Annotated in this window: 26 protein-coding genes and 1 tRNA gene; 16 read left to right on the forward strand and 11 right to left on the reverse strand. The window is 60.4% G+C overall.

What is annotated here, in order from left to right:
- Positions 1-179: 179 nt before the first annotated feature.
- Entirely contained in the window at positions 180-497 is a 318-nt protein-coding gene (locus RXV86_RS05390; protein ID WP_316298090.1) for a hypothetical protein, read from the forward strand.
- A 158-nt stretch (positions 498-655) separates the two neighbouring features.
- Here the strand turns inward: RXV86_RS05390 and RXV86_RS05395 are convergent, their stop codons facing one another.
- The 3 genes from RXV86_RS05395 to RXV86_RS05405 all read right to left on the reverse strand — a co-directional run bounded on the left by RXV86_RS05395 (position 656) and on the right by RXV86_RS05405 (position 2,658).
- Positions 656-1,411 (reverse strand): 3-hydroxyacyl-CoA dehydrogenase, encoded by a 756-nt coding sequence (locus RXV86_RS05395; protein ID WP_316298091.1) that lies wholly within the window; start codon positions 1,409-1,411, stop codon positions 656-658.
- Between the two features lie 90 nt (positions 1,412-1,501).
- Positions 1,502-2,560 (reverse strand): AbrB family transcriptional regulator, encoded by a 1,059-nt coding sequence (locus RXV86_RS05400; protein WP_316298092.1) that lies wholly within the window; start codon positions 2,558-2,560, stop codon positions 1,502-1,504.
- Between the two features lie 21 nt (positions 2,561-2,581).
- Positions 2,582-2,658, reverse strand: a tRNA-Ile gene (locus RXV86_RS05405).
- A gap of 188 nt (positions 2,659-2,846) precedes the next feature.
- On the opposite strand from RXV86_RS05405, the gene purM reads away from it, so the two are divergent.
- The 3 genes from purM (at position 2,847) to rnd (ending at position 5,996) form a co-directional block, all read left to right on the forward strand.
- Positions 2,847-3,890, forward strand: a complete 1,044-nt coding sequence (gene purM, locus RXV86_RS05410; protein WP_316298452.1) for a phosphoribosylformylglycinamidine cyclo-ligase — start codon at positions 2,847-2,849, stop codon at positions 3,888-3,890.
- 2 nt (positions 3,891-3,892) lie between these two features.
- Complete coding sequence (purN, locus tag RXV86_RS05415) at positions 3,893-4,480, forward strand: phosphoribosylglycinamide formyltransferase (protein WP_316298094.1); 588 nt, start codon at positions 3,893-3,895, stop codon at positions 4,478-4,480.
- A 358-nt stretch (positions 4,481-4,838) separates the two neighbouring features.
- Positions 4,839-5,996 carry a ribonuclease D gene (gene rnd, locus RXV86_RS05420; protein WP_316298095.1) on the forward strand — a complete coding sequence of 386 codons (1,158 nt, stop codon included), beginning with the start codon at positions 4,839-4,841 and terminating at the stop codon, positions 5,994-5,996.
- A 34-nt stretch (positions 5,997-6,030) separates the two neighbouring features.
- Here the strand turns inward: rnd and RXV86_RS05425 are convergent, their stop codons facing one another.
- Positions 6,031-6,477: a hypothetical protein gene (locus RXV86_RS05425; RefSeq protein ID WP_316298096.1), complete on the reverse strand. Its 447-nt coding sequence runs from the start codon at positions 6,475-6,477 to the stop codon at positions 6,031-6,033.
- 191 nt (positions 6,478-6,668) lie between these two features.
- On the opposite strand from RXV86_RS05425, the gene RXV86_RS05430 reads away from it, so the two are divergent.
- From RXV86_RS05430 to RXV86_RS05440, 3 genes are all read left to right on the forward strand, one after another.
- A complete protein-coding gene (locus tag RXV86_RS05430; protein ID WP_316298098.1) occupies positions 6,669-7,076 on the forward strand; it encodes a SufE family protein in 408 nt (135 codons plus the stop codon).
- Between the two features lie 195 nt (positions 7,077-7,271).
- A complete protein-coding gene (locus tag RXV86_RS05435; protein ID WP_316298099.1) occupies positions 7,272-7,715 on the forward strand; it encodes a hypothetical protein in 444 nt (147 codons plus the stop codon).
- Positions 7,716-7,977: 262 nt separating this feature from the next.
- Complete coding sequence (locus tag RXV86_RS05440; RefSeq protein WP_316298102.1) at positions 7,978-8,781, forward strand: hypothetical protein; 804 nt, start codon at positions 7,978-7,980, stop codon at positions 8,779-8,781.
- Between the two features lie 410 nt (positions 8,782-9,191).
- On the opposite strand, the gene RXV86_RS05445 is transcribed toward RXV86_RS05440, so the two are convergent.
- From RXV86_RS05445 to RXV86_RS05455, 3 genes are all read right to left on the reverse strand, one after another.
- Positions 9,192-9,827, reverse strand: a complete 636-nt coding sequence (locus RXV86_RS05445) for a DUF1638 domain-containing protein (protein WP_316298104.1) — start codon at positions 9,825-9,827, stop codon at positions 9,192-9,194.
- Between the two features lie 19 nt (positions 9,828-9,846).
- Positions 9,847-10,026 (reverse strand): hypothetical protein, encoded by a 180-nt coding sequence (locus tag RXV86_RS05450; RefSeq protein WP_316298105.1) that lies wholly within the window; start codon positions 10,024-10,026, stop codon positions 9,847-9,849.
- 95 nt (positions 10,027-10,121) lie between these two features.
- Positions 10,122-10,823: a B12-binding domain-containing protein gene (locus tag RXV86_RS05455; RefSeq protein WP_316298107.1), complete on the reverse strand. Its 702-nt coding sequence runs from the start codon at positions 10,821-10,823 to the stop codon at positions 10,122-10,124.
- 213 nt (positions 10,824-11,036) lie between these two features.
- Between RXV86_RS05455 and RXV86_RS05460 the strand changes: the two genes are divergently transcribed.
- Positions 11,037-12,125 (forward strand): PA0069 family radical SAM protein, encoded by a 1,089-nt coding sequence (locus RXV86_RS05460; protein ID WP_316298109.1) that lies wholly within the window; start codon positions 11,037-11,039, stop codon positions 12,123-12,125.
- A gap of 45 nt (positions 12,126-12,170) precedes the next feature.
- Here the strand turns inward: RXV86_RS05460 and RXV86_RS05465 are convergent, their stop codons facing one another.
- The 3 genes from RXV86_RS05465 to RXV86_RS05475 all read right to left on the reverse strand — a co-directional run bounded on the left by RXV86_RS05465 (position 12,171) and on the right by RXV86_RS05475 (position 14,673).
- Positions 12,171-12,980, reverse strand: coding sequence for a hypothetical protein (locus RXV86_RS05465; RefSeq protein WP_316298110.1), 810 nt, complete (start codon positions 12,978-12,980; stop codon positions 12,171-12,173).
- 131 nt (positions 12,981-13,111) lie between these two features.
- Positions 13,112-14,125, reverse strand: a complete 1,014-nt coding sequence (gene bmt / locus RXV86_RS05470; RefSeq protein ID WP_316298111.1) for a betaine--homocysteine S-methyltransferase — start codon at positions 14,123-14,125, stop codon at positions 13,112-13,114.
- Positions 14,126-14,355: 230 nt separating this feature from the next.
- Positions 14,356-14,673, reverse strand: a complete 318-nt coding sequence (locus RXV86_RS05475) for a DUF1476 domain-containing protein (protein ID WP_316298112.1) — start codon at positions 14,671-14,673, stop codon at positions 14,356-14,358.
- Between the two features lie 170 nt (positions 14,674-14,843).
- Here RXV86_RS05475 and purC point away from each other — a divergent pair, with 170 nt between their 5' ends.
- From purC to RXV86_RS05505, 6 genes are all read left to right on the forward strand, one after another.
- The gene (gene purC, locus RXV86_RS05480) at positions 14,844-15,605 is read left to right on the forward strand and encodes a phosphoribosylaminoimidazolesuccinocarboxamide synthase (protein ID WP_316298114.1); all 762 of its coding nucleotides are present in this window, start codon (positions 14,844-14,846) and stop codon (positions 15,603-15,605) included.
- A 52-nt stretch (positions 15,606-15,657) separates the two neighbouring features.
- Positions 15,658-15,885 (forward strand): phosphoribosylformylglycinamidine synthase subunit PurS, encoded by a 228-nt coding sequence (purS, locus tag RXV86_RS05485; RefSeq protein ID WP_316298116.1) that lies wholly within the window; start codon positions 15,658-15,660, stop codon positions 15,883-15,885.
- A gap of 98 nt (positions 15,886-15,983) precedes the next feature.
- On the forward strand, positions 15,984-16,472 hold the full coding sequence (locus RXV86_RS05490) for a DUF3592 domain-containing protein (RefSeq protein ID WP_316298119.1): 489 nt from the start codon (positions 15,984-15,986) through the stop codon (positions 16,470-16,472).
- Between the two features lie 40 nt (positions 16,473-16,512).
- Complete coding sequence (locus RXV86_RS05495; RefSeq protein WP_316298121.1) at positions 16,513-17,556, forward strand: alcohol dehydrogenase catalytic domain-containing protein; 1,044 nt, start codon at positions 16,513-16,515, stop codon at positions 17,554-17,556.
- Between the two features lie 8 nt (positions 17,557-17,564).
- Positions 17,565-17,981, forward strand: a complete 417-nt coding sequence (locus RXV86_RS05500) for a DUF4279 domain-containing protein (RefSeq protein ID WP_316298122.1) — start codon at positions 17,565-17,567, stop codon at positions 17,979-17,981.
- A 77-nt stretch (positions 17,982-18,058) separates the two neighbouring features.
- Positions 18,059-18,451 carry a GFA family protein gene (locus RXV86_RS05505; RefSeq protein WP_316298124.1) on the forward strand — a complete coding sequence of 131 codons (393 nt, stop codon included), beginning with the start codon at positions 18,059-18,061 and terminating at the stop codon, positions 18,449-18,451.
- Positions 18,452-18,461: 10 nt separating this feature from the next.
- Here RXV86_RS05505 and RXV86_RS05510 read toward each other — a convergent pair whose 3' ends face one another.
- The gene (locus tag RXV86_RS05510) at positions 18,462-18,929 is read right to left on the reverse strand and encodes a DM13 domain-containing protein (protein ID WP_316298126.1); all 468 of its coding nucleotides are present in this window, start codon (positions 18,927-18,929) and stop codon (positions 18,462-18,464) included.
- 145 nt (positions 18,930-19,074) lie between these two features.
- Between RXV86_RS05510 and purQ the strand changes: the two genes are divergently transcribed.
- Positions 19,075-19,743, forward strand: coding sequence for a phosphoribosylformylglycinamidine synthase subunit PurQ (gene purQ / locus RXV86_RS05515; RefSeq protein ID WP_316298128.1), 669 nt, complete (start codon positions 19,075-19,077; stop codon positions 19,741-19,743).
- Positions 19,744-20,130: 387 nt separating this feature from the next.
- On the forward strand, positions 20,131-21,906 hold the full coding sequence (locus RXV86_RS05520; protein WP_316298130.1) for an ATP-binding protein: 1,776 nt from the start codon (positions 20,131-20,133) through the stop codon (positions 21,904-21,906).
- Positions 21,907-21,932: the final 26 nt, after the last annotated feature.

The raw sequence follows: 21,932 nt of genomic DNA on the forward strand, positions 1-21,932 counted from the left end.
CGCCTGCCTGTGCGCGGATTTCAGCGCTATTTCGTTGCACGACGTGTTTGTTGTTGTCGGCCCGGATTTGCCTGCATAGCGTTGAGCCACTGTTTTGCCGCAATTTGCTGCAAAAGATATCGAGCACGTGAACAAGAACGCAGAGGAGATTCGTCGTGGAATGCGTGAGGAAATCACTGTTGGCGCTTAGCGTTTCGGCCCTGGCCCTGGTGCCGGTGGCCACTGGATTTGTACTTGTTTCAGCCGATGAGGCCGCTGCGCGCAATGGCGGTAGCGGTGGCGCTGGCGGTTCCGGAAATGGTGGCAGCGGAAACGGAAATGGCGGGGCCAACGGAAACGGGCCGGGCGATGCAACCGGAAACCCGGGTAATGACAAGGATGTCGGCCGAGCCGGGGAGACCCCGAATGGCGACACCGAAGGATGGGGCGGCGGTACACGCGGGCGCTCTGATGCTGAAAATGAAGAAAACGAAGAAGAGCAAGAATCCGCGAACTGAGGTTCAATGCTCAATCTAAAAACAGCCTGCCCGAGGTCTCGGGCAGGCTGTTTCGTTTTGATCGTTCTGCTAAAGCCGGTTCGCCGATTGTCGACGACGGATTCTTATTCGATTGATGTTGCCAGCGCTACGACGTGACTGTCGGTGCTGCGCGCAAATCATTGCATCCGCAAGGCGCCGTCGATTCGAATCACGGTGCCGTTCAAGTAGCCACATTCGACGATGAATCCGGCCAGGCGGCCATATTCATTCGGGTCGCCCAGGCGTTGCGGGCAGGTGACATCCGCGGCAAGGCTGTCCTGCACCTCTTGCGGCAGGCCGGTCAGCATCGGCGTGGCAAAGATGCCCGGCGCGATGGTCATGACCCGGATGCCATCACGCGCCAGATCGCGCGACATCGGCAGGGTCATGCCGACGATGCCACCTTTGGAACTGGCATAACCGACCTGGCCTTTCTGACCGTCGAACGCGGCGATTGAGGCGGTGTTGATGATCACGCCGCGGGCGCCGTCGGATTCGGGGTCGTTCTTGGCCATCTCGGCGGCGGCGAGGCGGGCGACATTGAAGCTGCCCATCAGGTTGATGTCGAGAATACGCTTGTAGTGATCGAGGTTATGCGGGCCGTCGCGTCCCAAAGTCTTTTCAGCGGTGCCGATCCCGGCGCAGTTGATGGCGGCGTTGATCCCGCCCATGGCCGATTTCGCCGTGGCGATGGCGTTGGCGACGCTGTCTTCCGAGGTCACATCGGTTTCAACGAAGGTCTGGCCCAGTTCCTTGGCAAGGGCCTCGCCCTTGGTCGCGTCACGGTCGAGAAGCGTAACCTTGGCGCCGTTTTTGGTGAAATGGCGGGCGGTGGCTTCGCCGAGACCCGAGGCGCCCCCTGTAATGACGGCGCATGTGGTGGAAAGCTGCATGGGAGGGCTCCTTCGGGTTAAGAAATGAACATATGTTCAGTTAACGCGATGGACAGGTTTTGTCAAAGTTACGTTGGGGCCGGGTGTTTATCAGCCTTTTGGTCGGGTCAGGGTGCGTTTCATCACGCCGAGCGCCAGCACGGTGACGGTGATGCGAAAGACGTGGTGCAGGGTGACAAAGGCCGGATTGGCGTTGAGCGACAGCGCCACCAGCGCCATTTCGTTGACCCCACCGGGGGCGAAAGTGATGAGCAGGACCTTGAAATCCTGACCTGTAGCGGGGCCGATGAGCAGCGCGATGACCCCGCCGAGGATCAGCATGGCCGAGACCGAAAGAATCGACAGGCCAAGGCCACGGATTAGCATATCGCGGCTAAGGCCGGCAAAGCGCATGCCCAGCGACGTGCCGACGATCACCTGGGCCAGTTGCATGAGCCATGCCGGGATTGAGAGCGGGTAGCCGAGGAGCGCCAGAGCGGCCGAGGCGAGGAGTGCGCCGGTCAGCTGCCAGGCGGGCAGGCGCAGGAGCTTGCCCAGGGTGATGCCGGCGATTTGGGCAGCGATGAGAAGTGGCCAGTTGATCGGCATGTCCGGGGCCGAGAGCCCCATGCCCGCGGCAGAGCCCACCGGGTGCCCTTCCCACAAGGATAATCCGAGAGGGACGAGGGCGATGACGCCTGTGATGCGCAGGAATTGCTGGGTCACCAAGCGGCGGATGTCTGCGCCGGCCTCTTCGCCCATTGTGATCGCCTCGATCAGCCCTCCGGGGGCCGAGGAATAATAGGCGGTGGCGTGATCATAGCCGCCGATGCGGCGGAAGATCAGGTAATTGACGGCAAATGCAATAGGCACGAAGGCGACGATGGCGCCCATGGAGATGGCAAGGGCCGTGGGTTGGGAGAGCAGTTCGGGTGAGACCTGGGCACCGATCACAAGGCCGATGATGGCGATGAAGATAATGCGGAAGGTCATCGGGAACCGGTAATCAGGCGGCAGCAGGCGTGGAATCGCGATCGCGGGGATGGCGCAAGCGACCAGGCTACCCAGGAGCCAGGGCAGAGGCAGGAGGGTATACGAAGCCAGCCAGCCGCCAAGCCCACCACAGAGGCACAGGGCAAGGGTGATCAGGGCGAGGCGGGTCAGGGGCATGCGGTGTCCGATGTCAGGGGATGGTAGGCCCGGCAGGACTTGAACCCGCAACCAAAGCGTTATGAGCGCTCTGCTCTAACCAATTGAGCTACAGGCCCATCCAAGGGTGTTGCTAGCGGTGGCAGGAGGTGGCGTCAAGCATGGCTGTGGGATTGGGGGCCAGCCCCCAAACCCCCGGGATATTTCGGCAAAAGGAAGAGGCGGGTATGGGTTGGAATTGTGGGCTTTGCGTTGCATGGGGTGCGGGGATGAGATAGGGCAAGCCCCAAGCATTTTCCGGGGGACGATCATGACCAAAAAAAACGGAATCACCTATGCCGAGGCGGGCGTCGATATTGACGCGGGCAACGAGCTGGTGGAGCGGATCAAGCCCGCTGCCAAGCGGACCACGCGGCCCGGTGTGATGGCGGGCCTGGGCGGTTTTGGGGCGCTGTTTGACCTCAAGGCGGCCGGGTATGAGGATCCGGTTCTGGTTGCGGCGACGGACGGCGTGGGCACCAAGCTGCGGATTGCGATTGACACTGGTGAAGTCGATGGCGTCGGTCAGGACCTTGTGGCCATGTGCGTCAATGACCTTGTGTGTCAGGGCGCCGAGCCGTTGTTTTTCCTTGATTATTTCGCGACCGGTCGGTTGGAGATGGACACGGCAGCACGGATTATCGAGGGCATTGCCAAAGGGTGCGAGCTTTCGGGTTGTGCGCTGATTGGCGGCGAGACGGCGGAGATGCCGGGGATGTACCCGGACGGTGATTTCGACCTGGCTGGTTTTTCTGTGGGTGCGATGGAGCGGGGCGTGACCCTGCCGGCCGATGTGAAAGAAGGCGATGTGCTGTTGGGCATGGGCTCTTCGGGCGTGCATTCCAATGGTTACAGTCTCGTGCGCAAGCTGGTCGAGATCAGCGGACTGGGCTGGGATGCCGATTGCCCCTGGGGTGAGGGCACGCTGGGTGCGGCCCTGCTGGCACCGACGCGTCTTTACGTGAAACAGGCGCTGGCGGCGATAGGCCAAGGCGGCGTGCACGGGCTGGCGCATATCACCGGCGGTGGGCTGACCGAGAACCTGCCGCGAGTCTTGCCCGAAGGGTTGGGCGCGGAGATTGATCTTGGTGCCTGGGACCTGCCGCCGGTCTTTGGCTGGCTGCGCGAAACCGGGGGAATGGCCGAGGCGGAAATGCTCAAGACCTTCAACTGTGGCATCGGCATGATCCTGGTCTGCGATGCGGAACAGGCGGGCGCCGTCAAGGCACTGTTGGAAGGTGAGGGTGAAGCCGTCACCGAGCTTGGCCGCGTGGTCACCGGCGAGGGCGTGGCCTATTCCGGAGCGCTGTGAGCATGAAACGGGTTGCGATCCTGATTTCAGGTGGGGGCTCGAACATGGTGAAGCTGGTCGAGAGCATGACCGGCGATCATCCGGCACGGCCCTGTCTTGTGCTGGCGAACTCGGAGGATGCGGGTGGGTTGAAGAAGGCCGGTGAGATGGGGGTGGCGACGGCGTGGGTCGACCACAAACACTTTAAGGGCGACCGGGAAGCCTTTGAGAAACAACTCATTTCGGTCGTTGATGCACAGAAGCCGGACATCATTTGCCTGGCCGGTTTCATGCGCATTCTGACACCGTTTTTCATCAATCATTACGAGGGGCGGATGTTGAATATCCATCCGTCGTTGCTGCCCAAGTATCGCGGGTTGCACACGCACAAACGGGCGTTGGAAGCCGGTGATACCGAGGCGGGCTGCACGGTGCATGAGGCCACGGCGGAGCTGGATGACGGGCCGATATTGGGGCAGGCGCAGGTGCCGATTGAACCGGGGGATACGCCCGAGACGTTGGCGGCACGGGTTCTGAAGAAAGAACACCAGCTTTATCCGGCGGTGCTGCGCCGGTTTGCGGAAGGCAACCGGAAGCGGATCGAGCTTTAGCGGCGATCAGCGCGGCATCGGGCCGTTACCTTGCTTTTGGCTGACGCGACATTGGCCAAGCAGATCCCGTGTGGAATCAAGGCGGCGTGTGCCGCCGTGCGATCACCAAACCGCCCGCAGTGCTGGTGATTTCGATGGCGCGGTACAACACAGAGAGTTCGCGCGGGTTTCTCGTGGATTGATTGGTCTTTACTGGTTTTAAGCCACCATCACGCGGTCTGGTGATCGCTCGGCTATCCCACAGCGTTTGCGTCAGGTTGCGACCCGACGACTTGAAAACCGCGGCTTCCTTTCATCGCCAAAAACACTTAGAACGAACGCTATGGCAAGAAACAAAGACCAAAAAGAAAAGCCCCGCATGCGTACCCTGAAAACGACCGAAGAGCTTGCGGCGTTCTGCGCCGAGGCAGCCAAACACCCCTATGTCACGCTCGATACCGAGTTTCTGCGCGAGCGGACCTATTATTCCAAGCTGTGCCTGGTGCAGATGGCCTTTCCCGGCGACGGTGAAAACGACGCGGTTCTGATCGACCCGCTGGTCGAGGGGCTATCGCTGGAGCCGATGTACGAGCTGTTCCGCGATACCGACGTGGTCAAGGTATTTCATGCCGCGCGTCAGGACCTGGAGATTTTCCAGGTCGAGGCGGGGGTGATTCCCGACCCACTGTTCGACACCCAGGTGGCGGCGATGGTCTGCGGTTTTGGCGAACAGGCTGGATACGAGACGCTGGTGCGCAAGATCGCCAAGCAATCGCTCGACAAGACGTCGCGCTTTACCGACTGGTCCCGCCGCCCGCTGACGGATGCGCAGCAGCGATACGCGCTGGCGGATGTGACCCATCTGCGGGTGATTTATGAATACCTGGCGGGCGAGCTGGTCAAGACGGGCCGCGACAAATGGGTGAAACAGGAGCTTGAGGTGCTGACCAGCCCCGAGACCTATGAAATCAAGCCCTCCGAGGCGTGGAAGCGGGTAAAGACGCGGACCAGTTCCGGCCGGTTCATGGCCATCGTGCGGGAATTGGCGCGGTTCCGCGAAGGCTATGCCCAGGCGCGCAACGTGCCGCGTAATCGGGTGTTCAAGGATGATGCGCTGGTCGAGCTGGCCTCCACCAAACCAAGTAACATGGGCGAGCTGGGGCGCTCACGGCTGTTGTTGCGCGAGGCCCGCAAGGGCGAGATCGCCGAAGGCATCCTGGCGGCGGTTCACGCCGGGCAGGAATGCGATCCGGCAGATTTTCCGCAAGTCGACAAAACGCGCGAGAAGTTGCAGGTCAATCCGGCGCTGGCCGATCTGCTCCGGGTTCTGCTCAAGGCCAAGACCGAAAGCGCGGGCGTGGCGCCCAAGCTGATTGCTTCGGCTGCCGATCTGGATGCGATTGCGGCAGGGATGCGGGATGCCAAGGCGCTCAAGGGCTGGCGGCGGGACGTGTTCGGGGCCGACGCGCTGCGGCTCTGCGATGGTGAGGTCGCGTTGGCCGTCAAGGGGCGCAGCGTGAGCGTCGTGGATCTGTGAGACTTGGGGTTGGGGTGAAGCCTGCCCAACAAGGTCAGCGGCGGCGCGAGGAGCGGGCGTTCTTGGCGCCTTTGACGCGGATCACCCGGATACCTGCAAGATCGTTTTCGGTGACCACCTTGGCAACCACGATTTCGCGCCCCTGCGGCGGACCGATCAATTCGCGATAGGGCGAGCGTTGGGCCTGCAGCGTGTAGGTCAGCGTGGTGTCGCTGCCGTCGTCTTCCTCTTCGATCAGGCGGGCATTGTGCCAGCCCTGGGTGTTGGCGATGCCCTTGACCTGGATGATCGCGCCGTCGGTGGCGCGTTCGATGCGAAGTTCGGCGATGGTATCGATGACGATGCCGCGATATTCTTCCTCGGCCTTGCGGCGGAAGAGGCCGCGGCTCTTGGGAATGAGCGGATTGACTGGCCCCTCGTCGACCGCCTCGGCCCGGGAACGACCAAACCAGTTGCCCGGGTTCAAAAACGAATCCCGCATCGAACCGCATGCCGTGAGCAACATGGTTGCTGCCAAGGCTGTGAGAATGGATTTGCGCATCTTGCCTGCCCCAAAGTCGATCATTAGCCGATTTACCAAATGGGTTACCGCATTCGAGCCGCGTTGAAAAGACGCTCTGGACGTTTCAGGGGCGTCAGCGTATTTCAGCCGCAAGCAAATCGGGGGGCAGGATGGCCAGCGCAGCGTTTGAAGAGCTTGTCGAGGATTTCGAATTCCTGGACGATTGGGAAGACCGCTATGCCCATGTCATCGAGCAGGGCAAGGCGATGACGCCTTTGGATGATGCGCTGAAAGTGCCGGCCACAAAGGTTGATGGCTGCGCCAGCCAGGTGTGGTTGCATGCCTCGATCGAGGGCGGCGTGTTTTCTTTCGATGGCGACAGTGATGCGATGATCGTGCGCGGGCTGATCGCCGTGCTGCGGCATTTGTATAACGGGCTGTCTGTTTCAGAAGTTGTGAAGGTTGATGCGCGCGCCGAGATGGCCCGGCTGGGGCTGGATGAGCATTTGTCGGCGCAGAGGTCCAATGGATTGCGCGCGATGATCGAGCGGATTCGCGAGACGGCTGCGGCGGCTTGAACAAGGCTTGTCGTTTGAGAAGTGCACGGGCTTGGCTTTGAATGGCCATTCGGTTTTGTCGGCGACGAAGACTGCCAAGCAAATCGACTAGGGCCATGCATCGCGCCCGGATCAGGGTGAGTGAACGGTTGAAAGCACCCGCTCCCCCTCAACTGACTGATCCATGATAGAGTGCCATATTAGGGGGGAACGGGTATGACACTGCGACTTCTTTTCGCCGCTCTTGTCGCACTGGTAACGGCTACGACCGCGAACGCCCAAGGTCTTCTTTTGTCGCAGATGCAGTGCAAGGCTGACTACCGTGGAGCGACATTTCAGGGCGTTATACAGATCCAGCTTTTTCAATATGCCGGCGCCATCGGTATTGGCGCCTCAGGCGAACGCAGCCAACTCAACTTATTGATCAAGACCGGTCGCGCCAGTGAGATTTCCGGAACGCTCTACATGATTGGTGAGTTCATCGGGGCGGGTCTTTACGTCAATATCGAGGCGCCCAACATCGTTGGTGGCCGAGGCGCAGGCAGCATCGTCGTGAACGGAGTCGCGCACCGCGCCACCTATGCCACGTTTGCGCTGGTCGAAGGCGGCGTTGTCGCTGTGACCGAAGATGGCGAACGGATTGAATATATCTGCCAATAGGCTGGCCCCAGCAGACGGCAACGCGCGGTTTGGCCTTCGCGATCATTTCTGTGAAGACCGACATTGTGTAAGACAGGCTCAAACGGGGCATTCGCCGCAAGCATGACGACAGTCGGTTAAGCGGACAAAGCACTCCTTTGGTGCAGTTGCTTATGTGGCTGCTATCAATAAAATTCCTTTGTTGTGAAGAATGATTTCAGGTGTCTATAGTTGATAGGAAAGAAAAGTAACGTTTCTTTAAATTGTCAAAAATGGATTTATTGTGACTGAAACTGGATCTGCTGAGAAAGCAACGAGTGAGCAACAAGAGGCAGCCGACGTCGATCGAGGAAGCAAAGGCTCTGACAGTTTTCGTAATTGCGTCGACTGCATGTCTCGAATTTCTGAAGAGGCAAAAAAGTGCCCCGTTTGTCACTCATTTCAGCACAAAGGCCGTCACCTACTATCTCTGGCTCCAGCCCTGAGCTTATTGGTTGCCATCCTCGCGTTGATGCCCGCAACGGTGTCGATAATTGCCAAGACACTTTCCGAAAAAGAGCCACGATACAGTGTTCTCACCTTTTTCGCTGATAATATCTCCGGTCCCAATGGTCACATTCTCGATCCTCTAGATTTTGCGATCAGCGCCCAAATCACCAATTTGTCTGACGAAACCCTAATCGTGGACGATTCTTTGACTTGCCGAACACGTGAAGGGGTCTGGGAGACCGCTTCTGAGGTGTCTACCTCCAACTCAGAAGATGAAGTGCAAGTGGCTGTAGTGAGGGAGTCTGCTGGGTTTGAATTGCACTTTGAAAATGCTGAAAAGTCACTGATACCTGCGCTATCAACGCAAACAATTTCATGGCAAGTCACAGACGATCAGTTCGTGGAAATTAATCCGTGGAGTACGTGGCAGACGGTTGGGTTGACAAAATTCGCAGCAAGGGATTTGGGCGCATTCTATAAAGCAATCATCAATGAGTTCGAAGAATCGAGAATCGAGAATCGAGAAGCGATGCGGGCGGGCGAGAATTTCCTCGTGGAGCAAGTTTTGATGGAGAGAATTTGGCCTCGTTTTTCCTGAATCTCGACTGTGATATTTCATTGGAAAACTCATATTCCGTAGTTAGCGAGGAGCTGCATTTGGAGTTTGTTGTCGAGTATTCCGGGGATGGTGGAAACTACCCTAATTGGCGAATTGGAAAAAACATTGGTGGTGGTTTTGGCAATGGATTTGGGAACGGCGCAGGCGGCTAGTCTCAACGGACATCGCGCATGTAGATTACCCTCTCCATCAAATTTCAAATCTTCAGGGCACAGATCAAGCCTATTGGGCGCGCTGTGTCGTTGCCTTGGAGTTGTGCAGGCAATCCGAGCGAAGCGGCCTTTCGTACACAGCGCGGCATTAGTCAATTAGGGTTCGAAGCCGCCGTTCGCTGCATTTGGGTCCAATGTAGGCTTTTGACTAAAAAACGGCCGCATATTATGACGCCATTATCGGGCCGCTTCCTGTTCCAGCACCATAGCCAGATCGCCATAGCCGGTCTGGCGATGCTCGAAATCTAGACCCAACCGCTCGGCGTGAGAGCGGGCGAGGTCGACAAGTGCGGGATCGTTTATCTGCGCCTGATAGACCAGCTTAGTGTAGTTGCCGAACATCATGTCGCGCAGCTCCGGGTGGCGGTCGAGCCCCATGGGGCGCCAGATGAAGGCGTCGAACTGGCGCACCAGGAAATCGGTGAGATAGAAGGCTGTGACCTCGCCAAGTGCGGCAAAGGTGTCGTTTCCCTCGAAGAAGGAATAGCAATGCGGGCCAGCGATCATGTCCACGCCTAATTCAGCGCATTTCGCTTCCAACAAGCCGCCGGTGCCGCAATCAGCATAGGCGATGAAGATGCGATCATAGTTGTCGCGGTGTTTTTCCACCGCGTTTTCGACGGCGTCTACGATCTGATCGGGATAAAGGTGCAGCTTGGCGGGCAGGCATTGCAGGTCAATATGGGTCCAGCCGTTCTGCTTTATCAGATCGAGAATTTCGCGTGCCAGAGCGCCACAGGCAATCAGAAGAAGTCTGCCTTGCCCCTTGGGGGTGAGGCCGGTTTCGGTGAGGTTTTTGTCGTCGAGTTTCACGTCAGACCTCGGGCTTGGCTTAATCGCGGGGGTCGCGGCGCAATGCGCGGAGCGCGAGCGAGGCCAGCAGGACAAGAGGCAGCAGCGCGCTGAGCGTGGCACCGTTGAGTTGATCCGCGCGTGCGGCCAGAACCACAACCCAGATCGTGAGGCCCGCAGCGGCAATCACCAGGGACAGCAACATGACAAACCGGAGCATCGTGCCCTCCTTTCGCTGCCAACCAATGTGGGCATGGAACCAGGAAAAGAAAAGGCCCCGCTGTGGGCGGGGCCTTGAACAGATCGCTTTTCGGATCAGGCCGAAGCGCCCTGATTGTGCTTGCGACCAACCAGGGTCTTGGCGGTTTCCACCGCGACGGCGGCGTCGCGACAATAGGCGTCGGCGCCGATGGCCTTGCCGAATTCCTCATTCAGCGGCGCGCCGCCGACCAGCACGATGTAATCCTCGCGCTTGCCTTGTTCGACCAGCGTGTCGATGACCACTTTCATGTAGGGCATGGTGGTGGTCAGCAGGGCCGACATGCCAAGGATTTCCGGTTCCTCGGTTTCCAGCGCTTCGAGATAGGCCTCGACCGCGTTGTTGATACCCAGATCGACCACTTCGAAACCGGCGCCTTCCATCATCATCGACACAAGGTTCTTGCCGATGTCGTGGATGTCGCCCTTGACGGTGCCGATCACCATCTTGCCGACGCGCGGCGCGCCGGTGGCGGCCAGAAGCGGCTTGAGAATGGCCATGCCGCCCTTCATCGCGTTGGCGGCCAGAAGCACCTCGGGGACAAACAGAATGCCGTCGCGGAAGTCGTCACCGACAATCTTCATGCCGCCAACCAGCGCCTCGGTCAGCACCCGGTAAGGTTCCCAGTCGCGTTCCAGAAGAATGTTCACGGCCTCTTCGATCTCTTCCTTGAGACCGTCGTAAAGGTCGTCGAACATCTGTTGGACAAGCTCTTCGTCATCCAGTTCGCTGAGGATGATGTCGTCTTCCTCGGACATGGGCGCTTCCTTTGATTGGGCGGGCGCTGTGGCCCGGGGTTGGGATGTTTCCCGATGCTAATGCCAAAATGCCGCGCCGGGACTGTTCGAATTGCGACATCGCCTGTGCAATAGCCGACTTATAGCAACGAATTTTGCCGAAGCTGTGTGAAAAATCTTCATGGGTTTGATGTGGATATTGCAAATGTTCGCTAAATGTTCTCTTCCGTTGTCATGCAGGACAGAAATGTGGATTTCGTGGCGCAGACGCGCCGACGTGGCCGGGGGGCGGTCAGCAACGCGGCGGGTCGCTATGAGGTGCAGCGCCACGAGGCGGTCAGCGATGGCTGGGAGATTGAGCCGGAACGGCCGAAATTCGAAACGCACGTGGCGGTCGAATGGGCACGGTCGCTGATCACCTATAACCGTTCGCCGGACCTGCCATTCGATCGCTCGATCAACCCATATCGGGGCTGCGAACATGGCTGCATCTATTGCTTTGCGCGCCCCAGCCACGCCTATCTGGGCCTGTCTCCGGGGCTGGATTTCGAGACCCGGCTGGTGGCCAAGGCCAACGCGCCGGACCTGCTGCGGGTCGAGTTGTCGAAGCCGCATTACCGTGTGGCGCCGCTGGCGATTGGGACCAACACGGACCCCTATCAACCGATTGAAAAGGAAAGAAAGTTGATGCGGGCCTGTTTGAAGGTGCTGCGCGATTTCAAACACCCGGTGGCAATTGTCACCAAGGGAACGATGGTGGAGCGAGACCTCGATATCCTAGTGCCGATGGCGCGCGAAGGACTGGTGCGGGTCGGGGTTTCGGTGACCACGCTGGACGATACGTTGGCGCGGCGGATGGAACCGCGCGTGCCCGGGCCGCAGCGACGGTTGCGCACGATCCGCAGGCTGGTGCAGGCCGGGGTGCCGGTACGATTGATGGCTTCACCCATCGTGCCGGGGCTAAGCGATCATGAGATCGAGGCGATTCTGCAGGCGGGCGCCGAGGCCGGGGCGGATGCGGCAAGCTGGATCATGCTGCGCCTGCCGCGTGAGGTCTCGCCACTGTGGCGCGAATGGCTGGACGAGCATTATCCTCAACGCGCTGCCAGGGTGATGGCGAGATTGCGCGAGATGCATGGCGGCAAGGATTACGACGCCCGTTGGGGGCATCGCATGCGCGGCGAGGGCCATTATGCCGAGATGATTGCGCATCGCTTTGATCTGGCCGCCGCGCGGCTGGGGTTGAGCAGGGCACAACCGGAATTGCGCCGCGATCTCTTCCGGGTGCCACCAAGGGTTGGGGATCAACTACGCCTGTTTTGATATCGGGGCGCGATATTCCGTGAAAAATCGTTGTTGCGGACGTAGTTATTGCGCAGGTGCCAAATAGCGCGAATAGACCCAGCCGCTGACAGGCGGCGATTGATCGGAAAGGTAGACCCGGGTCCAGTTTCCACGCGGTTCGATGGCCAGGGCAAGGGCGCCAGTGTCGAGACGTGCGCGCACCTGCGAGCGTGCGTTGGGGGCTGCGCGCAGATGTACCGTCGTGCCCAGGATGGTCAGAAAATTGCGGGCCGGGTGCGTCGCGGGGAACGGCGGTGGCATCGGTCGCGCCAGAGGCGATGGTTTTGCGGCGTCGCTGGCGTCGCTCAGCTGTGGCAGACGCAGAGTCAGGTCCGCGCTATCGGGTGCGGCAAGAGCCAGTGATGCCGGGCCGGTTTGAGGTCGGGTGCCGGGGTTCGGCTTGGCCGGAGGCGCACTGCGTGTGAGCGTCGTCAGGAGGGTCGGGGCAGAGGACGTGACTGACCCGCTTTGCGTCGTGGCGATGACCGGAGCGGAGCGCGGAGCTGCAAGGCCAGGCAGCTTGGGCTGCCAGACGGGGCCTGTAAGTGAGGGGCGTGGCGGCGCGGGCAGGGCGCGGGCCAGGCGCTCCGAGGTTGGCCGGTCAGGGGCAGTTGGTCGCGCGATGCGGGCAATGCGTTGAGCGTATGGCAGGCGGGGTGGAGTTTCGTCCTCCCCACGGCGGGCCAGATCGGTTGTGGACGCTGCAGCACTCATGTCCATCCGCTCGGCCGGGTTCTCGGGGGGCGGCACCGGCCCGCCGGTGGCCAGGGCATAGAGGATCAGGCCGACAAAAAGCGCCGGGCCCAAGGCCGATTTGTCATCGGGATTTGACATGCTGTTCTGCGTTCCGCCAGTGCTCTGGGGATCATATGCCATGAGCGCAGGGTCGGAAACATGGCAAACCGCCCTGTAATCCGGCTTTTCGGTCCAAATTCACCCGCTAGGCGATCGCCCCTTCGGTTGCATCAACCCCGGCGGCGTCGCGGGCGGCGTTTGGCGGCGCCTGCATCCTCGCCGGTGCCATCGGCTGCGGAGGAAAATGCGCCAAGCCGTTCGGCGATGGTTTCGAGCGTTGGGCGCGGGCCACGCGGGGTGTTTTCCAGTGCTGCGCGCATCGCGGTGAGATGTTCGGCGGTGGTGCCGCAGCACCCGCCGATGATCTTGGCACCACAATCGCGGGCCAGAACGGCGTAATCGGCCATCAGTTCAGGCGTGCCGTCATAGTGGATATGGCCGTCATGGTATTTCGGGATGCCCGCATTGCCTTTGGCAATGATGGGACGTTCGGTTCCCTGGGCGACAAAGCCCAGAACGGTGCGCAACAGGTCCGAGCCGCCAACCCCGCAATTGGCCCCGAAGGCCATCGGCGGATTCGGCAGTTTCTCGACCAGGGTAACCATGTCGGATGAGGTCACGCCCATCATGGTGCGGCCTGCGGTGTCAAAGCTCATGGTGCCAACCCAGGGCATGTCGACCAGCTCGGCGGCGCGGGCCACGGCGCGATATTCGTCCGAGGCCGAAATGGTTTCGCACCACAATACGTCGGCGCCACCCTCTTTCAGTGCCTCGGCCTGTTCGTGGAACATCTCGACGGCGCCGTCGAAGGTAAGCGACCCCATCGGTTCCATGATTTCGCCTGTTGGTCCGATGTCACCACCAACAACGATGGGGCGGCCCGCAGCATCGGCCACTTCGCGGCCGATTGCGGCCGCGGCGCGGTTCAATTCGGCCACACGCCCTTGGGCATCGTGCAGTTTCAGACGCGCGGCGTTGCCGCCAAAGGAATTGGTGACGAACATGTCGCTGCCCGCGTCGACGGCGCTTTTGTAAAGCGCATGAATCTTCTCGGGATGGTCGATGTTCCACAACTCGGGTGGCTCGCCGGATTCGAGGCCCATGTTGAACAGCGTCGTGCCTGTGGCACCATCGGACATCAGCCAATCGCGGGTTTCGAGCAGGTGGGCAAGCGTGTTGGTCATCAGGGATCTCCCGGGCGCAGATGTGGCGCGAATTCATGCGCCTTCCCCTGTCACAGAAGGGCGTGGGCTGCAATTGTCAATTTTTCAGAATGATCATGAGAGGCGGTATCATTCGGAGTTCCACCGGATAATCGGAAGAGGGAAGGCGTGACAGCCACAATTCGGGCAAAAACAAACGCCGCCCCGGTTGGGGCGGCGTTTCAAAAAACCGGATCGGTTTGAAAGAGGGTTTAATTGACCTCGTTCATCACCTGCTCTTTGGCGACCGGCGTCAGCTCGGCCAGTTTGGCGCGCACGGTGTCTGCGTCGGCAATGTCACCCAGATCGCCCGAAACCTTGCGGATCACGTCTTCGTTGCCGGCTTCTTCGAAGTCGGATTTGACCACTTCGATCGCGTAGGCGTCGGCCTCGGCGCCGGATTTTCCCAGAAGCTCGGCCGCCCAGAGGCCCAGAAGCTTGTTGGCGCGGGCGGCAGCCTTGAACTGCATTTCTGCGTCATGGGCGAATTTGTTTTCAAAGGCGCTTTCGCGTTCGTCGAAGGTGGTCATGAGGGGCCTCCAAGGGTATCAGTAGATTTGTCACCCATATGCCCGCGCGCGAGCACAAGGGCAACCCCTGATAGGGTAGCGCGACAAAGCACCCTTTGCAAAACCTTGCCCATGCAATATGACGGCGCCAAATGGCGCGAGATGAGTCCCGCCACGCGAGAGGAGCCCCCATGGCACGGCGCAAGAAGATTTACGAAGGCAAGGCCAAAACCCTGTTCGAAGGGCCGGAGCCCGGCACCATCGTGCAGTATTTCAAGGACGATGCCACAGCCTTCAACGCGGAAAAGAAGGACGTGATCGAAGGCAAGGGCGTGCTGAACAACATGCTGAGCGAGTTCTTCATGAATGGCCTGACCAATATCGGCGTGCCCAACCACTTCATCCGCCGTCTGAACATGCGCGAACAACTGGTACGCGCCTGCGAGATCGTGCCGCTTGAGGTGATTGTGCGCAACTTTGCCGCCGGGTCGATTTCCAAGCGTTTGGGGATCGAAGAGGGGACGCCGCTGCCGCGTCCGATCATCGAATACAGCTACAAGGATGATGCCCTGGGCGATCCGCTGGTCCCCGAGGAATACATTGCCGCCTTCGGCTGGGCCAGCCAGCAGGACATGGACGATATCGTCAGCCTTGCCTTGCGGGTGAATGATTTCCTGTCCGGCGTCATGTTCGGTGTGGGCATCAAGCTGATCGATTTCAAGATCGAGGTTGGCCGGGTGTACGAGGGCGATTACCAGCGCCTGATCGTGGCCGATGAGATTTCGCCGGATAGCTGCCGGTTGTGGGACATCGAGTCGGGTCAGAAGCTCGACAAGGACGTTTTCCGCCGCGATCTGGGCTCGCTGACGGATGCCTATTCGGAAGTGGCCAAACGGTTGGGTGTGATGCCCAAGGGCGCAACGCCGATGACCAAGCCGACATTGATCAATTGAGACAAGGGTGCCGGGCTGAAGCCCGGCCTACGGAAATGCAGGGGATAGAGCGATGAAAGCCAAGGTTTACGTGATGCTGAAACAGGGTGTTCTGGACCCGCAGGGCGAGGCGGTGCGTCACGCGCTTGGGGCTCTGGGCTTTGACGGTGTCGACAAGGTGCGGCAGGGCAAGGTGATCGAGCTCGATCTGGCCGAGGGCACCACCGAAGAGACCGTGACCGAGATGTGCGAGAAGCTGCTCGCCAACACGGTGATCGAAAGCTACCGGATCGAGATCTGAGGCGGGCGTTGCGCCCCGTTGTGACGCGCCTGCGACATTGACATGTCACGCGGGTCTTTCGACAGTGCGTGCATTCCGTATCTGCGAAAGCCTTACCGATGTTTCTTTTCAGCCAGCCCTTTCTTTTTGGAACTGACAAGTCGGGGAACCGGGTGGTGTCCTGGCGGGTCTGGCTGTTGATCTGGATCGTGCCGGGCCTGTTCGTGCTGGCCGCGTTGGGGCTGTTGGCCGAGGCGGGGTATCGGCAGCTGTCGACCGTGCCGGGCACGGGCGAGGTGGTCCGGGTCTATGAATGGGAAGGCGAGACGCCGTTCGACAAGGGCCGGATGAATTATGGGCCGGTGTTTCGTTACGAGTTTCAACCCGGCGAGATGACCGAGGCCAGCACCGGCAAGTCGCATCCGGGCTGGAATTTCGAGATCGGGACAAGGATGCCGATCCGCTACACCCCCAATCGCAAGGTCAACGTGATGCTGCCCGGCGGCCATAACTGGGCCGTGCCCGGGGTGATCGGTTTGTTTGCGCTGATGATGGCGCTGCCGGCGTGGTGGGGACACCGGCGCGTGCGGCGCTGGCAAAGAGGGTGATGGTGCGTGAAATCACGCACCCTACGGGGAGTGATGGACCATGAAAGCGGCGCAATTGACCGGGTGGCGGGAACCGCTCAAGATCGTGAACCTGCCCGATCCGGTGGCGGGCAAGGGCGAGGTGGTGCTGGACGTGCTGGCCTGTGGGGTGTGCCGGTCTGATTGGCATGCCTGGACCGGGAGCGACCCGGATGTGAACCTGCCGCATGTGCCTGGACACGAGTTCTGCGGTGAAGTGGTGCAGGTTGGCGCGGGGGTTGACCTCTGGGCTGTGGGGGATCGGGTGATCGCGCCTTTCATCTTGGCCTGTGGCGCCTGTCCGGATTGTGCCGCCGGGAACCAGACGATCTGTGCATCACAGGCGGTGCCGGGATTCACCATTCCCGGCGCCTTTGCCGAGAAGATCGCAGTTCCCTTTGCCGATCAAAACCTGTCGGCATTGCCCGAGGGGATCGAGCCGGCGCTGGCCGCCGGGCTGGGCTGCCGGGTGACGACTGCCTGGCATGCGTTGACAGGCCGCGCGGCGCTGCGTGCGGGCGAATGGCTGGCGGTGTTTGGTGGCGGCGGCGTGGGCACGGCGGCGCTGTTGCTGGGCCGTGCGTTGGGCGCGCGGGTTGTCGTGGTCGATGTGGTTGAGGAAAAATTACGATACGCCAAGGCGTTGGGGGCCGATGCGGTGGTGAATGCCGCCGAATGCGATGCGGCCGAGGCGGTGAAGCAGATCACCAGCGGCGGCGCCGATCTGGCGGTCGAGGCATTGGGGATCGAGGCCACTGTGCTGGGCGCGCTCGAATGCCTGCGTAAACTGGGGCGGATGGTGATGGTGGGAATGCCTGCGGGCGATCATGCCACCATGCAACTGCCGATGGATGTGGTCTATTCCGGCCAACTGGCATTTTACGGAACGCGGGGGATGCCGGCGTGGCGCTATCCTAGCCTGCTGAGCCTGATCGAGGGCGGGCAGGTTGACCTGTCGCCGCTGGTGACACGTCATATCAGGCTGAGCGAGGCGACCGTAGAGTTGCAGGCGTTCGATGCGCCCGCGCCGCCGGGGGTCGCGGTGATCACGGATTTTACGGGGTGAGAAAGAACGTGAGGTCTTGTGAAACAGATGCATATGCCTATCTGACAATCACTTCGAAAACTCACCCGCTGGACGACATCACTTTGCATATGAGAGTGTCACCGGACCGGCGGAGTTGGTCCAAGGGCGATGATCGTCATGTTCCCAATCGGCTGCGTCCAAAATACGAGTTCTCGCGCTGGTCACTTGCAAGCGGCGTTTCTGAGGGCGAGGGTCTGAATGCGCATTTCGCCGGTTTGTGCCGGCGAATGGAACCTTTGCGCCAGCAGCTCAAGACCCTGCCAAATGGTATGAACGCATACATCTCGTGCACAGGTTGGGCGGTGAGCGATACGGATTCGGTGCAATTCGAAGCCGGAGTTTTGCGCGACATTGGTGGGTTTGGAATGTCGTTTGATTTTGACCTCTACTCAGAAAACGGCTGAGATTAGGCCGCCACAGCCGAGATGTCGGGCGCAGGTTTTTATTAGTCTCGACAAGCGGGTTGGTGAAAGGGGTCGCGATGGAACAACTAAACGGTGGATGTCTTTGCGGTAAAGTAAGGTTCAAGGCCGAGGGCCAGCCTTATCGTATCGGTATCTGCCACTGCATGGAGTGCCGCAAGCATCATGGGGCGCTATTTCATGCTTCTGCCGTTTTCCCCGAGGATGCGGTGACGGTCGAGGGGGAGATGCGTGACTATGACGGGCGGTATTTCTGCCCCAATTGCGGCTCGTCGGTCCTGTCGCGCAGCGGCGATGAGGTGGAGCTGCATCTGGGTACGATGGACGACATTGACCGGTTTGCGCCCACTTATGAACTTTGGACCGAACGGCGCGAAGCCTGGTTGCCAGCATTTCCCGGGGTTCGGAGCTATGCGCGCGATCGGACGGGCAAGGGCCGACGGGAAGATTGAGGGCCCGGGATCAGCGGTATTTTGCGGCGGTGATGAATTCCGAGAAGGCCTCGCACCAGATCAGGACCGTGTTGTATTCCTCGGGGTTCACACCGTCGGGGAGGTCGAGGGCAAAACCCTTGAAGGTCTTGACCGGGCCAATGGCCAGAGAGCGGTCCTTGATGGGAAGGAATTCGTCTTCATGGGTAACATAGTTGGGGACCAGATAAGCCATGTAGTCGGGACCCGGGGCCAGCGCGCCCTTGTGGACGAGTTGGGTCGGGGTCAGGCTGACCGTGCCTTCGCCCCAGTGCAGAAAATCGCTGCCCAGCAGGTCGCGGCTGAACTCGGCGGTGAAGACCGCGTCCTGTGCCATGGCGTCCAGCGTGGCGGCATCGGGCGACGGCGGGGCGGTGAGGATGGGCAGAAAGTAGACCCCCAATGCAAAGCCAAAGGCAATGGCAATGAAATGCGTTGTCAGTGTGATGGCGCGGCGCATGTGCTTCCCGGGTTTTGATGGTGCTTCAGCATGCAGGATAGGTTTCAAAGCGTGGCTGCGTCAACGTGCGGGGATGCGGGGTTGAAAGCGGCTCGGCTGCGGCCTAAAAGGCGGCACGGACCCGCCGCAGGACAGGAGCAGTACCATGCACGCCGCCGTTATCGTGTTTCCCGGATCGAATTGTGATCGCGACCTGATTGTCGCCTTCGAGCGCGCCGGCGCCAAGGTGAGCAAGGTCTGGCACAAGGACACGGAGTTACCCCAAGGCGTCGATATCGTGGGAATCCCCGGTGGGTTTTCGTTTGGCGATTACCTGCGCTGCGGCGCGATTGCGGCAAATTCGCCGATCTGTCAGTCGGTGGTGAAACATGTTGAGGCCGGTGGCTACGCTTTTGGTGTGTGCAACGGGTTCCAGGTGCTGACAGAGACCGGGCTTCTACCCGGCGCACTGCGGCGCAATGCCAACCTTAAATATATCTGCAAGCCGGTCGAGCTGCGGGTTGAGGACTGCGACAGCATCTACCACAGCGGTTATGAGGCCGGGCAGACGATTACCGTTCCGATCGCGCATCACGACGGCAATTACTATTGCGATGACGACAAGCTGGCGCAGTTGCGCGACGAGAACCGGATCGCCTTTACCTATGTCGACAATCCCAATGGCTCGGTGGCCGATATTGCCGGGGTGGTGTCGCGCAATCACCGCGTTCTGGGAATGATGCCGCATCCCGAGCGGATGGCGGAACCGGCCCATGGCGGCACCGACGGGGCGGCGATGTTTACCGGCATCATGCGCGCGATGGAGATGGCCTAGGGATCGGGGCCTGTTTGGCCTTGTGGTGTTGGTTGGATTTAGCATTTGACCGGGCATTGGCGAAGCAATGCCCGAACGAAGGCAAGGCTACTTGGGCCGCGGAGCGATCACCAGCATTGACCTGGCAGGCGTTTTTTCCACTTAAAACCTGCCGGGCGGGGATCACCCATTGGGCTGGTGATTTCAAAAGGGCACCGCTTGGCCGGGAATTGGCGCGAATAACTCAAGGCAAAGCGGTTCCAAGAGATACTGGATCATCATTCATAAGTCCCTCGGAATTTGCGGCAATTGGGCGGATTGCGGCCTGAGAAAGGTGGAAATCGGCCAAGCGGCGCCCACCTGTGCGGCACGGCTTGAGAGCAGCGCCTGCGCGGCGTAGGTTGGGGCATGACCGACAGGCAGACACCAGACCACCACCCCAAGCGGCGCCGACCGCCCCGTACCACGGGGTGGCGAATTCGTGTGGCATTGGCGCTTCTCATCGTGGTGGCAACGGCAACGGTGGTGATCACCAACCGGTTGCTGACCGACCGCTTTACCGAGAACACACGCAACCGGGCCGAGCTACGGCTGGCGCTCTATTCCGGCAACCTGTTGAGCGAACTTAGGCGCAATTCGATCGTGCCACAGCTTCTGGCCCGTGACCCGGCGCTGATCGGGGCGTTGAATTCGGATGATTTCAGCCAGTCGACCCAGCGCCTGTTGTCCTTTGTCGAAGAGATCGGCGCGGCGTCTCTGATGCTTTTGGATGCCGATGGGCGGACCGTGGCGGCCACTGACCGCAACCGGTTGGGTGAGAACCACAAGGGCGAGCATTACTTCCTTGATGCGCTGCGGTCGAACCAGACGATTTTCACCGTCTCGGAACGCGAGGCGGGGGGCTATCACTTCACCTATTCACGACGGATCGACTTTCAAGCTGACAGCCTTGGCGTGATCGCTGTTGAGGTCGATCTGCGTAAGTTCGAACGCGCCTGGGCAGGGATTTCCGATGCGGTTCTGGTGACAGACAGCACCGGGCGGATCATTCTTGCCACCGAACCGCGCTGGCGCGGGCTGACCGAGGTAGAGGCAGTCCAGCGCGAGCCGGTAACCTCGGCCATCGAACGGGCCATCCGGGCGACGGCGGATTGGACCCAGCTGCCGGCGGATGCCTATGTGCAGGGCGAGGCGGTGATGCGGATGGAGGGCCGGGTGGCGTTCCATGGCTGGCGGATCGCCAGTTTCACCACCTATGCCAGCGTTCGTGAGAAGGTGAATGGATTCCTGGCGCTGGAAATCATGGGATTCGCCATCTTGTTGGCGCTGGCCTTTTACTTTCTCAGTCGCAAGACGGCGCTGCGGATGAACCTGTTCCAGCGCGAGTCGGCAGAACTTCGCGCAGTGAACGCAAGGCTCCAGCGGGAAATTGCCGAGCGCAAGAAGATGCAGGGACAGTTGGAAGTGGCCGAGCAGACGCTGGCGCAAAGCTCGAAACTGGCCGCATTGGGCGAAATGTCGGCAGCGGTGAGCCACGAGTTGAACCAGCCGCTGGCGGCGATGAAAACCTATCTGGCGGGGGCGGGGCTTTTGTTGCGCCGGAATCGGCCCGACGAGGCGCTGGCCTCGTTTTCCCGGATTGACGACCTGATCGAGCGGATGGGGGCGATTACGCGGCAGTTGAAGAGTTACGCGCGCAAGGGGGGCGAGTCGTTTACGCCTGTAAACATGGGCGATGCGCTACTATCCGCGCTCAGCATGATGGAGCCACAGCTGAAACGTCGAAGGGTGCAGATTACCCGGGCCTTGCCGGATGAGTCGGTGATGGTGCTGGGCGATCGGGTGCGGATCGAACAGGTGATGGTGAACCTGTTGCGCAATGCCTTGGATGCAACCCAAGGGGTGGCCGAGCCACAGGTGGAAATCCTGCTGTCGGCGGGGGAAACAGCCACGCTGACGGTGCGCGACAATGGCCACGGGATCGAGGATCTCGAGACCCTGTTTGAGCCGTTTTACACCACCAAGCAACCGGGCGAGGGGGTCGGGCTGGGGCTTGCGATTTCCTCGGGTATCGTCAACGACCTAGGGGGGCGGCTGACCGCAAGGAATGCCGCCGCAGGGGGGGCTGTATTTGAAATGCAGCTACCTATCTTGGAAGAAGAAGAGCACAGGGCCGCAGAGTAAGACGGCTACAGATCGGAGGATCACCC

The organism is Aliisedimentitalea sp. MJ-SS2 (assembly GCF_032586155.1).
Classification (GTDB): domain Bacteria; phylum Pseudomonadota; class Alphaproteobacteria; order Rhodobacterales; family Rhodobacteraceae; genus JAWHTC01.